This window comes from Antarctobacter sp., from assembly GCF_048262615.1.
Taxonomy (GTDB): Bacteria; Pseudomonadota; Alphaproteobacteria; order Rhodobacterales; family Rhodobacteraceae; genus Antarctobacter.
Map to the genome: position 1 here is coordinate 112701 of NZ_JBLXFB010000009.1, position 12624 is coordinate 125324.

13 protein-coding genes are annotated in these 12624 nt (G+C 61.9%); 1 reads left to right on the forward strand and 12 read right to left on the reverse strand.

Annotated features, from left to right (window positions below; all coding sequences use genetic code 11):
- Positions 1–2 precede the first annotated feature (2 nt).
- Genes ACN0S5_RS12070 through ACN0S5_RS12090 form a run of 5 tightly spaced genes read right to left on the reverse strand, consistent with a single transcriptional unit; the run spans position 3 to position 4494 of the window.
- On the reverse strand, positions 3–707 hold the full coding sequence (locus ACN0S5_RS12070) for an ABC transporter ATP-binding protein (protein ID WP_417208535.1): 705 nt from the start codon (positions 705–707) through the stop codon (positions 3–5).
- Positions 700–1428, reverse strand: coding sequence for an ABC transporter ATP-binding protein (locus tag ACN0S5_RS12075; protein ID WP_417208536.1), 729 nt, complete (start codon positions 1426–1428; stop codon positions 700–702). Before ACN0S5_RS12075 ends, ACN0S5_RS12070 begins: the two co-directional genes overlap by 8 nt.
- A complete protein-coding gene (locus ACN0S5_RS12080) occupies positions 1425–2351 on the reverse strand; it encodes a branched-chain amino acid ABC transporter permease (protein ID WP_417208537.1) in 927 nt (308 codons plus the stop codon). The genes ACN0S5_RS12075 and ACN0S5_RS12080 overlap by 4 nt, the downstream gene beginning before the upstream one ends.
- A complete protein-coding gene (locus ACN0S5_RS12085; RefSeq protein ID WP_417208538.1) occupies positions 2348–3217 on the reverse strand; it encodes a branched-chain amino acid ABC transporter permease in 870 nt (289 codons plus the stop codon). Before ACN0S5_RS12085 ends, ACN0S5_RS12080 begins: the two co-directional genes overlap by 4 nt.
- A 59-nt stretch (positions 3218–3276) precedes the next feature.
- A complete protein-coding gene (locus ACN0S5_RS12090) occupies positions 3277–4494 on the reverse strand; it encodes an amino acid ABC transporter substrate-binding protein (RefSeq protein ID WP_417208539.1) in 1218 nt (405 codons plus the stop codon).
- Between the two features lie 183 nt (positions 4495–4677).
- On the opposite strand from ACN0S5_RS12090, the gene ACN0S5_RS12095 reads away from it, so the two are divergent.
- The gene (locus ACN0S5_RS12095; RefSeq protein ID WP_417208540.1) at positions 4678–5553 is read left to right on the forward strand and encodes a helix-turn-helix domain-containing protein; all 876 of its coding nucleotides are present in this window, start codon (positions 4678–4680) and stop codon (positions 5551–5553) included.
- Positions 5554–5598: 45 nt separating this feature from the next.
- On the opposite strand, the gene ACN0S5_RS12100 is transcribed toward ACN0S5_RS12095, so the two are convergent.
- From ACN0S5_RS12100 to ACN0S5_RS12130, 7 genes are all read right to left on the reverse strand, one after another.
- Positions 5599–6222, reverse strand: a complete 624-nt coding sequence (locus ACN0S5_RS12100; protein WP_417208541.1) for a class I SAM-dependent methyltransferase — start codon at positions 6220–6222, stop codon at positions 5599–5601.
- Positions 6209–6979 (reverse strand): CDP-diacylglycerol--serine O-phosphatidyltransferase, encoded by a 771-nt coding sequence (gene pssA, locus ACN0S5_RS12105; protein ID WP_417208542.1) that lies wholly within the window; start codon positions 6977–6979, stop codon positions 6209–6211. The genes ACN0S5_RS12100 and pssA overlap by 14 nt, the downstream gene beginning before the upstream one ends.
- Before the next feature lie 3 nt (positions 6980–6982).
- A complete protein-coding gene (locus tag ACN0S5_RS12110; RefSeq protein ID WP_417208543.1) occupies positions 6983–7675 on the reverse strand; it encodes a phosphatidylserine decarboxylase in 693 nt (230 codons plus the stop codon).
- A 232-nt stretch (positions 7676–7907) separates the two neighbouring features.
- Positions 7908–9179, reverse strand: coding sequence for a caspase family protein (locus tag ACN0S5_RS12115; protein ID WP_417208544.1), 1272 nt, complete (start codon positions 9177–9179; stop codon positions 7908–7910).
- A 42-nt stretch (positions 9180–9221) separates the two neighbouring features.
- Positions 9222–10271: an OmpA family protein gene (locus ACN0S5_RS12120; RefSeq protein ID WP_417208545.1), complete on the reverse strand. Its 1050-nt coding sequence runs from the start codon at positions 10269–10271 to the stop codon at positions 9222–9224.
- Positions 10272–10584: 313 nt separating this feature from the next.
- Positions 10585–11616 (reverse strand): L-idonate 5-dehydrogenase, encoded by a 1032-nt coding sequence (locus tag ACN0S5_RS12125; RefSeq protein WP_417208546.1) that lies wholly within the window; start codon positions 11614–11616, stop codon positions 10585–10587.
- A gap of 7 nt (positions 11617–11623) precedes the next feature.
- Positions 11624–12568, reverse strand: coding sequence for a 2-hydroxyacid dehydrogenase (locus ACN0S5_RS12130; protein WP_417208547.1), 945 nt, complete (start codon positions 12566–12568; stop codon positions 11624–11626).
- Between the last annotated feature and the right edge of the window lie 56 nt (positions 12569–12624).

Sequence of the window (12624 nt, forward strand, 5' to 3'; positions counted from 1 at the left end):
GATCAGCCGCCAAGAAAGGCGCGGATCACGGCAGGGTCGGATTTGATCTGGGCGGCGGGGCCGGAGCCGGACATCCGGCCGACCTCCATGAGATAGGCAAAATCCGCGAGTTCCAGCGTGGCGCGGGCGTTCTGTTCGACAATCAGGATCGTGAGCCCGGTCGCGCGGATATGGGACAGGGCGGCAAACACCTCTTTGACGACAATCGGGGCAAGCCCGAGCGAGGGTTCGTCCAGCAGCAACAGGTCCGGGTTCGACATCAGCGCCCGACCCAGCGCGACCATCTGCTGTTCGCCCCCCGACATCGTTCCGGCAATCTGGGCGCGGCGCTGGGCGAGTTTGGGGAACAGGTCGAACACCTGCGTCATCCGGGCCTGCGCCCCGTCGCTGGCGCGGGCGGGGATCGCGCCAAGCCGAAGGTTCTCTTGCACCGTCATCGCCGGAAAGATGCCTTTGCCCTCGGGGACGACGGCGATGCCTGCCTCCACCAGCCGATGCGCTGGACGGTCCAGCAGAGATTGGCCACGAAACAGGATGTTGCCGGACGCCGGTTTCACCCGCCCGCTGATCGCCCCGAGAAGTGAGGACTTGCCAGCCCCGTTTGCGCCAAGGATCGCGACCATCCGGCCCTTTTCGACCGTCAGAGAGGCGCGATCCAGCGCGACGTGTTTGCCGTAGGTGACGGTGACGTCCCTGACTTCAAGCATCGACCTCGCCCCCCAGATAGGCAGAGATCACCTTTGGATCGGACAGCGCGCTGTCGGTCGCTTCGTCGGCGATCAATTGGCCAGAGTTCATCACCACGACGCGCGGGCAAAGCGCGCGAACCGCGTCGATGATGTGTTCCACCATGAGGATCGTCAGCCCGCTGTCGTGCAGTTTGCGGATCAAGGCGACCCCCTCGGCCAGTTCGGTCGGGTTCAGGCCGGACAGCCATTCGTCCAGCAAAAGGATCTCTGGTTCCGCCGCTAGAGCACGGGCCAGTTCCAGCCGCTTTTGGTCGATATAGGTCAGGTCGCCCGCGATTGCGTTTGCGCGGTCGGACAGGCCGACAAGGGCCAGCGCCTCGCTGGCGACCCTTTCCGCCTCCTGTCCCCAATGGGCGTTGCGGCCAAAGACGGCGGTGATCATCACGTTCTCGGTCAGGCTGAGGGAAGGCAGGGTGCGGACCAGTTGGAAGGTGCGGGCCACCCCGGTCCGCGCGATGCGGTCGACCCGCATGCCCGTCAGGGTCTGACCGTTCAGCCGGATGCACCCGGAGGTCGCCGGCAAGGCCCCGGAGATAAGGTTGATCAAGGTTGTCTTGCCCGATCCATTCGGGCCGAGAAGGCCAACGATCTCTTTGCGTTGCAGGCTGAAAGAGACACCGTCCACTGCCCGCAGGCCGCCGAACTGCTTTACGGCCTTGTCGATCTCAAGAAAACTCATGCCTTGGCCTCGCTCCGGTCGGATTTCCGTGCCGGGCCCAACTTTTCCGCAGCAGAGATCAGACCGTTCGGAACAAGGAAGACGACTCCGATAAACAGCAGGCCAAGGAAGATCGGGTAGGTGTCGGGAAAGTTGGCGGACAGAAACTCGAAGACAAGGAACAGCGGCACCGCGCCAAGGGCCGGACCCCAAAGCCGGTTCGCCCCTCCAAGCAGGGCCATGATCACGGTGAGGAAGCTGACCGTCGGGTTAAAGACGATCGAGGGTTCGACATAGACATAACGCGGCGAAGTGATCGCCCCGGCCAGCGTCAGGATCACCGCCGACAGGACAAAGGCAAGCAGTTTGACACGGGCAAGGTTGATGCCGGAATGCGCCGCGACCATCTCGTCATCGCCGATCACCCGCAGCGCCATGCCCAGTCGGCTCCGGTTGACCCATGCGGTCAAGGCGATGGTCACCGCGCCAAGCGCGAGCATCTGCCAGTAGATCTGGCGCGTGGTGATATCGAGAAAGATGTAGCGGCCCAGTGTGCCGGTCACATTGACCTCGTACCATGTGATCAGCTGGCGGACGAGTTCCGCAAGGCCAAAGCTGAAGATCACGAAATAGACGCCACGCAACCGCAGGGTGGACAGCCCGACGGCAAGCGACATGCCCGCGCCGATCAGCGCCGCGACGGCAAGAACGGCGGGGTAAGGCAGCACCTCGTTCAACACCGCGACGGTGTAGGCCCCCGTGCCGTAAAAGGCGACCGTGGCGAGCGAGATGTAATGCGTCTGGCCGGAAAACAGCGCCCATGCCGACGCCAGCGTCACATAGGTCGCCGCCCCGATCAGCAGGCCGAGACCGTAATCAGAGACCAGCATCGGCACATAGGCCAGCAGGGCAAGGCCGATCAGCGGCAGACCGATCCGGATCATGACCGTGCTCCGAACAGGCCCTGCGGACGCCACAGCAGGACAAGCAGGAAGATGGCAAAGGTCGCGGCAAGGGTCAGGCCGGGGTCGATGGCCGTCGCCACAAAGGTCTCCAGCAGCCCCAGCGCGAAGCCAGCGGCCAGCGCGCCGGGCACGTTGCCGACGCCGCCCATGATCACAATAACCAGCGCCTTCATGGTAAAGACGACACCTCCGGTGGCGGAAAAGGTCTGATACATCGAGATAGAGGCCCCTGCCGTGGCCGCGAGCGCGGAGCCAAGCGCGAACCCCTGCCGCGCGACCCGGTTCACGTCGATCCCCACCAGCGGGGCAGAGCCCGGCGTCAGGGCGACGGCACGCATCTTGAGACCCCATGTCGTTGTCCGCAGGGCAAACACCAGCGCCCCGCCTGCAAGCACACAGATACCGAAGGCGATCAGACGGTTGAGCGCGACGGAAACGCCCAACACGGTCACGCCTTGATCAAGGTAAGAGATCGAGGTGAAGTTTGCGCCAAAGGTCACCAGCAGCGCCCCCTGGATCAGGAAAAGCAGTCCGAAGGTCACAAGGATGCTGTCGACCTCCAGCCGCCCGCTGCTGCCCGACCGCGCCACCAGCGGGCGCATCATCACCTGATACAAAAGCCAGCCAAATCCGTAGCCCGCAACGGCAATGACCGGAAGCGACAGCAGCGGCGACAGACCGATCCCCTGAAACAGGGCGACGACGAAGAACGCCGAGATCAGTGTGAACTCGCCATAGGCGAGGTTCATGATCCGGGCGATCCCGTATTGCAGCGTCAGACCAAGTGCGAGCAGCGCATAGGTGCCGCCCAGCACAAGGCCGAGGATAAGGGTGGTGGTGAGCATTGGGATACCTAAGTCGTGTTGACCCGCGCGGCCTGCGCTGCGCGGGTCGGGGTGTCAGATTACCAGTCCGGCTTGGGGATGACGGGCGCGGAGGCCCCGGTTTTGTCCGCCGGGTTCACCGCGCGAAAGGATCCGCCCTGCCACTGGCCGACCCACCACAGGTCACGCAGCTGGTTGTTCTCCAGCTTTACCTCGCCGATCACGGTGTCAAAGGTGCCGTCGGACAGTTCCTTGGCAAGGGCGGCGTGATCCAGCCCGACCCGTTCAACCGCCTGCGCCAGCATTTCCAGCGACACATACGTGATGGTCGAGGCCCAGCTGTCCGGTGCCTTGCCCACGAACTCTGTGTGGCGGGCAAAATAGTCCTGCACGGCGGGGCTGTCGGCATCCACACCGCCGATGGCCATGACGCCCTCGGCCTTGCCGTCCGCGACGCCCGGATAGATCGGAAATGCGCCGCCGACAGAGATGTAAAAGACCTTGGGGTTATAGCCCATGGACTGCGCCGTCTTGGTCATCCCGAACGACCCCGGCGGATAGGAAAAGGCGACAAAGCTGTCCGCGCCAGAACCCTGCGCCTCGCTCATGATGGCGGCAAAGTCGGAGGTGCCCAGCGGATAGGACTTGTCATAGACCAATTCGAACCCGGCCTCTTCAAAGGCGGGGCGGGCCCCTTTGATCAGGTCGATGCCGAAACCGTCGGCGACGGAAACAACGGCGACCTTGTTGTTGATCGTCCCTGCGTCGCGGGCCTTGGACAGGACATCGACCAGTCCGGTGGCATAATCATGGCCACCGCCAAGCATCCAAAAGCTGCGGTCCCACCGGGCGGCGAAATCGGGCGCCTTGTCGGTGACGGCGGTCACCGCCAGTTGCGGATACCCAAACTTGGCCATCAGCGGAGCGATGGCGAGGTTGCCGCCGGTGCCCCAGGGCGGCAGGATCAGATCGACCTTGTCCTGCGAGGCAAGGCGTTCGATCGCCCGGACAAGGTCTTCGTTGGCCGACCGGTTGTCGTATTCGACCACCTCGATCATCTTTTGCGTTCCGTCGGGCATTTTCAGCCCGCCAGCCTTGTTCACGGTATCGACCCAAAGCTCGTAGTTCGGGATCGTGGTGATGCCTGCGCCGGTGGCGTTTGGGCCGGTCCGGGCCACGGCATAGCCGATCTTGACTGTGTCACCCTGAGCCACGGCGACCCCCGCGTTGAGTGCCAGTGATGAGGTCACGGCAACGGAAAGCGCGCGCAGGGCTGCGCGCCGCGAAATACCAATCATGAGTTCCTCCCTTTCGGCCGATCGGATGCCGACCTCTTTTCGCTTTGACCAACCCGACTGCATGGGCGGCAAAGCTGAAACGCAGGGTAAACGCTGAAGGCACCCGTCATAAATGCACTCTTGGGGCCATTTTTTGTACTCTTGATTGATTTCCCGCCCGTTTGACGAAACTATCGTCTGGCAATGCCGAACACCTACCGCCCTTCCCGACAAAGCCGCCCCACACCGGGCCTGTACCTGATCAAAAGCCCGCTCTCGCGCGTTGCCTACACGTTGCCAGCAGGCGCGGCACATCTGCTGTGGCTAGAGTACGGGTCTGTCCATCTGCGCAGGAACGTCGCCGAGGCGACGTCGGAACACGCTGGTCCGCGCATCGTCTGGTGCGCGGATGGCGGCGGGCGTGAACTGGTCGCCGAAGTCGGGACGCGGGGCACGCTGTTGTCTATTCCCGCCAGTGCGCTTTTTCAGGCCATGCCGACGACGCCGATAGGCGAACAGATGCAGCGCACGTTGTCGCAAGATCTGGATCTTGCGGCGGACCTGTCCGGGGCAATGGCGCGCCCGCTGCAAGGGTTTACACGGGAACGCCAGATCGGCGAACCGGGCGCGGAAATCGCGACCTCGACTTATCTGACGCTGCTGCTTTTGCACCTTTGGCGGTTGGCCAGAAAGGATATCGTCAACCTTGGCGGCGCGCCGCAGGGCCTGTCAGAGCGCTTTATCGTGCTTGCTGCCCAGCGGGCGCGGGATCATCGCCCGGTTGAGGATTACGCGCGCGATCTGAATGTCAGTCGTGATCGGCTGGGCTCGGCCGTCAAACGGGCGACCGGTCTGTCGCCACGGGGCTACCTGCATCGCTTGCTGTTGCGCGATGCGATGGAGTTGCTGACAAATACCGGGATGCCGATCTCGCAGATTGCTTTTCGTCTGGGCTTTGCGGATCCGGCCTATTTCACGCGGTTTTTCAAGCGTGAAGCCGGCCAGAACCCCGGTGCCTTTCGCAAGTCATATGGCCGCAAGGAAAACAGCGAACCGTCCTCCTTTGCGGCCTGGCCATAACAGCGGTTCACCAAAGGTGGTCGCCGTTAGCGGTGTCCCGGCCCGTCACCCACTGGCATTCTGAAGCACGAGGAACGTCATCATGCCCATCGGCGGCAGGGGCTTTTTCTCGACAACGGTCAGGTTCGGGTGTTGCAGCACCGTGCTGATCTCAAAATCCGAATGCCAGCCCAACACGTTTTCGAAAGGCGCAAAGAACCGCTCGACCCGCGCCAAGAACCCGGTTTCGCGGGCAAAGTGGTTGGTGATCACGATCTTGCCGCCGGGTTTGCAGACCCGCGCCATCTCGGCCATCACGCGTTCCGGCTCCGGCACGACAGAGACCAGATGCATCGCGGCGACCGTGTCGAAATGGTCATCCGGAAAATCCAGATACCGGGCATCCATCTGCCGCAGTTCCTTGACGTGATTCAGCCCGAGCCGCGCGACTTTTTCCTTCGCTTCTCCCAGCATTTCCTCGCTGAAATCAACGCCCGTCACGCAAAGGTCCGAACGATAATACCGGAGCGCAAGACCGGTCCCGACGCCAACCTCCAGAACGCTCGTCCCGCTCTGTCCATTGATATAATCGACCGTCGCGCGCCGTCCGACATTTGTGACAGCCCCGAAGGTATAGTCATACACTGGTGCCCACCGCGTGTACGAGGATTTGATTTCATTGGGTTCCATGGCGTTGCCCCCTGGATTTCTTGGATTTGTGTGCGGATCGAAGCGCCCAGATCAGGCTGCCGATATAGGCAAATGTCACCAGGGCAAGCGTCGCCCAAAGATAGGTGAACAATGCCGCAGCCATCAGCCCCGCGCCCAGCAGGAAGAATTTGGCGTTCCCCCGGTCGATCGAAAGCTTCTTGAACGCATAGGTCGGAATTCGGCTGATCATCAACAGTCCGACAAGACAGATATGGGCGGCAATGACCGCAGGCGGGGCCAGAGGCAGATCGGAAAAGACAAACGAGACGACCATCGGCAACATCACAAGCACCGCGCCTGCGGGCGAAGGCACGCCGACGAAAAAATCGCCCCCAAGGCCCTTGGTGTCCGACCGGCTATCGACATTGAACCGCGCCAGTCGCAGGACGCAGCAAATCGTATAGCTCAGAACCGCGATCCATCCCGCGCTGGAAAAATCCTTTAAGGCCCAACTGTACATGATCAGCACCGGGGCCACGCCGAAATTGAGAAAATCCGCCAGAGAATCGAGTTCCGCCCCAATCGGCGACGCGCTTTTCATCAGACGTGCCAGCCGCCCGTCCAGTCCGTCCAGAACGCAGGCCGCCAATACCAGACGCACGGCCAGTTCGAAATTCCCCTCGTACCCAAAGCGAATGGCCGAGAGGCCCGCACAAATGGCAGAGATGGTCAGAAGGTTGGGTAACAACTGGAAAACATTTATCTTTTTTCGTTTTTCCGGCAGCAGTTCAGACATCGTTCAATCTGTCCGCCCTGAACGCGCGGCCTCATCAGAGGTCAGATCGGCCACGACCGTCTCACCTGCGACCATGGTTTGTCCCAGACTGACCAACGGCTGCACACCCTCTGGCAAATAGACGTCCAGCCGCGACCCGAACCGTATCAGGCCAAACCGCTCACCGGTTTTCAGAACGTCACCCACTGCGGAAAAGCAGACGATCCGCCGCGCAACCAATCCGGCAATCTGGACAACGGCAATCTGACGTCCATCCGCCATGTCGATGCACAGGCTGTTGCGTTCGTTGTCTGCGCTTGCCTTGTCCAGCGAGGCATTGAAAAACTTACCCGGTCGGTAGGCAATCGCCGAAATCTTGCCCCCGGCAGGCGCGCGGTTCACATGGCAATTGAAGACGCTCATGAAAACGCTGACCCGGGTCAAAGCCTGATCCGACATGCCAAGCTCTGGCGGCGGGACGGCTTTTTCGATGAGCGACACGATCCCGTCGGCGGGGCTGACGATCAGGCCATCGCGGATCGGCGTCACCCGCTTTGGATCGCGGAAGAAGTAGTAACACCATACGGTCAGGCCGACCCCCACCCATCCAAGGATCGAAGAGACAAGGAACAACGCAGCCGCAATGGCGGCGAAGATGGCTACAAACCTGCGCCCTTCCGGGTGCATCGGCTTGAGGAATGTATCGCGCATTTTCATTGGGAGTGTCGCTATTCTTTCATGAATGGTCGCTTCGTAGCCCAAACCCGGCAGGGACCACAACACGATATGGCTGACAGAAGAGGCAGACCCGAAGAAATCAGCGCCGCCGATGCGTTCCCGTCCAGATTGTGTGGGCAAAGACTTGTGCCGCAAAGAACGTCCAGCGCACAGTGACCGACACCCCGGCATGATCCTGCCGACGCGGCGACGTTACAAAGGCAGCCTGTCCTTACTTGCAGCCCCTGGCGGCGAAATCCTTCAAGTTGCTCCGAAATGCCCCCCCAAGGGGATGAATCTGACCCGACCCTATGACCTCGTTCTGATACCGCATGCCCTGATCGCAAAGATCCCGCTTCGTCCAGTTGTGGCAGGTGCCGCAGACCTCGTTTTGCCACAGTTCTTGGGGCAACCCCTCGATGGGGGCGTACAAGGGGGATTGCAGCAAAAGCTCGTCAAGGCTCATGCCGAAGTAGACGGAATCCTTTTTCTGATCGGTCCGGACGCCGGTGGACTGGTTGCTTCCGGCGGTCAAAGTGTCGGTTTTCCGCACGGTCGGCGTCTCGGCCGGCTCGATAGTCGACAAAGCCGTGATGTCCGCACCGGGGGTCGCATCGTCCTGCACCAACAACTCGGACAGCAGCACCCCGGCGGCGGTGATATGCGCGCTGGTCGGGTGTTTGCGGATGAAGGCCACCACCTCCTGCGGGTCTTTGGACTGTTGAACCTTCAGCCACAATGCGTCGTCCGTCAGATCAGCAGAGGCCGGGGCCACCGGTGCGTCGAACAGGAACGTGCTGGACAACCCATTGGAAAACCACGGCGTTTGTTGACCCTCGGACAAGTCCAAGACCTCTGCGCGGATCGCATCGAACATCTGGTCAATCGGAACGGTCCGGTCCGCAAAACCTCTGTTCAGACTGGCCGAAAACAGACTGTCCCCGCGACCGCCCCTGAATGACAGGCTTCCCGGTTCGGCAGCATAGGACAGGAAAACCCCGGACGGTGGCTCAATTTTTGCCAGCCCCTCGTCCGCCGCCCCCGCAAGAAAAGCAAAGGGATGGGCGCGGCTTGCATCCAGAATGACGATATTGGTCGCGTTGCCGACGGTCGCAATCCGGTTCAGAACCGTGTCGACCGAAAGGGCCGCCGTACTGATGTCGTCAAGGTCCTGAAGATCCACATCCGCGGGCATCAGGTAATTCAGGCCCGAATGCTGCACGCCATAGCCCGCGTAATAGAACAGCCCGGTGGCATCGCGATCCGCCTGATCCAGTCGCTGAACAAAGGCGTCGGCCGCGCGGGTCACGGCGTCGGTGTCGGCGTCGGTCAGCAGGTGTACGTCAAAGCCGACGTTCCGCAGGTTCTCGGCCAGTTCCCCGGCATCACGCGCGGCGCTGGGAAGGGTCAGCAGGTTCGCGTAGCGGCTGTTGCCGATCACAAGGGCAATGCGCTCTTCCGCATGCAGCGGTCCCGAGGACAGGACAGCCAGCAAGACTGCCAAGACGGCTCTGCCCCAGAGTGCCGGTCGGTTCCAGCGCATAGCTTACCTTTCGACCACCGCAAATTCGATCCGGCGGTTCTTGGCCTTGTTGCGCGTCGTATCGTTGGGCGCGACGGGGGACGCTTCGCCGTAACCGACGCTCCGGATGCGGCGGGCATCAACGCCAGCCGATACAAGATGTTCGGTGACGGACCGGGCGCGCGCCTCGGACAGCGTCAGGTTGGCGGCTGCGCCGCCGTCGGCATCCGTGTGGCCACCGACCTCGATTGTCATGCCGGGGCAGCGCGACACGATATCGACCACCTGATTCAGCAATGGCAGGCTGTCCGATTGCAGGCTTGCACTGCCCGAGCCGAAGTAGATGTTGCCGGTGCGCGACAGGATTTCGAACCGACCCTTGCAGGCGTCGTAGTCCAGATTGCCCTCCAGTTCGACGGCACTGTTGCGCAGGGACACTTCCTGACGGATCACGGCGGCGTCGGGCAGTCCGGCGGTCCCGTCACGCGAAAACACGAAGTCGAAAGAAACAAACGCAGAGGGCAGGATTTCAAATCCAGAGGCTTCGGTCAGCTTTTCCATGCCGTCGGTCAGTCCGAAATCCTCGACCGCGACAGAAATCGGAACGCTCGTCGACACCGCGACGGAATTTTCGCTCAGCAAAGTCACGATGGCCTGCGTTTCGAGCTGTCGGCGCACCCCGTGCAGGTCCAGAACAACCGGAATATCCATCAGCTTGCGCCGCACTTTCGGCAGATCCGCCAACATCGCCGGATCCAGTTTCGCGGTTACGGTGGCCGTCGGATACTTGAAGCTTTCGAAGAACATGAACCGCATCCGCACGTTGCGCAGATCAACCTTTGTATCAACGGACTCGAGCGGAATTTCGATTGTCACGTCACCGGTAGCGGTGATCTTGCCACGCAGCGAAGCGAAACTGCCGGTCTCGACGATCACGCGGTTCTTTACGGATTGGAAATTCAGGACGGACTGGCCGGGCTGCATGGTCCAACCGGGATCGAACACATTGGCCTGAGCGCGCGCCGGACCCGAAAGCAACAGGGCACCGAAGATCGTTGAGACTATCAATGACATCAACGAGGGTCTCGAAAGACTGGCGGTTCGTCGCATTCTTTTTCACAACCCGTTTTTCCGATGATGCCATTGCAAGCCGCACCCGACACCTAGCTTTAGAAGTTATTGACGTTGTGTAAACAGCATTCGGGCTTGGGCGCAGCCGGGCGCTTTGCGCGCCCGGACAGGTGGTGTTGGTCAAACGAACCGCCGCCCGTCGCGAGGCACGCGGGCCTTGGCCATCATCGTCGGCCCCGAAAGGCCGGCCCAGTGCGGCAGCGGCAAGGGCCTGCGCGAATGGAATGAATTGCCCCCGCCCCGCCAAGCCCCCCTGTCACGAGAACCGGATCTGGGCCTTGATCGCCGTGGTGCGGTCCGACGCCGCTGTAAAGGCCTGCACAGCCTCGGACAACGGAACGGAGTGGGTGATCAGAGGGGCCACGTCAATCCGGCCCGCTTGCATGGCCGCCACGGCGGTCGGGAATTCGGCATGGAACCGGAAAGAACCGCGCAGGTCGAGTTCCCTGCTGGTCACCAGCATCATGGCGACCGGCATGTCACCCCCGAGGCCAAGCTGAACCACGATCCCCCGTGGCCGCATGGTCGGGATCGCCGAGGCAACGGCGGCGGCGACACCCGTGCATTCAAAGAGCACGTCAAAACTGCCCTTGCCAGCGGCGAACGACGAAAGCCCATCGGGGTTGCGGCCAGTGTTTACGGTCAGGTCGGCCCCGATGTTCCGCGCCGTGGCAAGCGTGAAATCGGACAGGTCGGTGGCAACGATCTCTTCGGCCCCGGCCATGCGGGCCGCAAGAATGGACAGCAGGCCGATCGGGCCGCAGCCGGTCACAAGAACCCGCTTGCCGACAAGGTCTCCGGCCCGCCGGACAGCGTGGAGCGCGACAGACAGCGGCTCTGCCATCGCCGCCGCTTCGGCGGTCAGCCCCGTGGCGCGGACACATTGGCCGACATCGGCCACCAGATCCTCACGGAAAGCCCCCTGAATGTGCGGAAATGGCATGGCCGATCCATAAAACCGCATGTTTTCGCAGTGGTTGGGCAGCCCTTCACGGCAGTAGCGACAGGCACCACAGGGGCGCGACGGCGAAACGGCGACCAGATCGCCCGGCGCCAGTTCGGTGACTCCGGGACCGGTTTCAACAACAACCCCAGACACCTCATGGCCCAGCACCATCGGCTGGCGCAGCCGGACAGTGCCGAACCCGCCGTGATTGTAGTAATGCAGATCCGATCCGCAGACCCCGCCCACAGCCGTCCGGAGCCGAACCTGCCCTTCGCCAAGTGCATCGTCGGGCCACTCCTGAACGCGCAGATCTCGCGCGGCATGTATCACTATGGCTTTCACGATGACCTCACAAAACCGGTGTCAGCAGGGCTTCGCCTGCGAAATGCGCGTCCAAATTCTGCCGGACCAAAGCGCCCATCGCCTTTCGTGTCTCGACGGTGCCAGAGGCCTGATGCGGCTGAAGCAACAGGTTCGGCAGCGTGAGAAACCGTGGGTCAATCGCCGGTTCGCCTTCGAACACGTCCAGCGCCGCCGCGCCCAGACGTTTTGTTTGCAACGCGTCGATCAGGGCCGCTTCGTCGATATTGGAGGCGCGCGAAACATTGATCAGCACGGCATCGGACCCAAGGGCCCCCAGCACCTCGCTGTTCACGATGTGGCGGGTCTCTGCCGAGGCGGCCAGCGTCACAAACAGGAAATCAGACCTTTGGGCCAACGCGACGGGGTCCGCCACGTAGGTCCAATCGGGGGCATAGGGTTTTTCGGAGATATCAGAATACGCGATCTCCATGTCAAAGCCGCGCAGGCGTTTAGCGACTTCGAAGCCGATGCGCCCAAGGCCAAGGACTCCGGCCCGCTGGCCCCAAACCCTGTGTTGCAAAGGGTAGTTTCCGACGTTTGCCCAATCTCCGTTCCGCACCCATGCCTCTGCGCCGACCAGACCGCGAGAAACCGCCAGCATCATGGCCACCGCCAGATCCGCCACATCGCCGGTCAGGACGTCAGGTGTATTGGTCACGCGCACGCCACGCGCACGGCAGGCGGTCAAATCAACGGCGTCGTAGCCCACGCCATAGACAGAGATGAGTTCAAGGTTGGGACAGGCGTCAATAATGTCTTTGCTTGCCCCCAGTTCGCCGCGTGTGGCGATGGCGCGAATGTCCGCGCCACAGTCAGCCAGAAAGGCCGGCCTGTCGGGGGCTTCGAAATATCGGCGCACATCATAGTTTTCGTTCAAGGGGCCCTCATCCCATTCCGGATAGGCACCCATCTGCAAAATTGTCGGCTTCATTTCGGTTTCTTTCTTTTCGATCCTCTGAGGGCGCGCACAATCCGGCCGCATCCTCC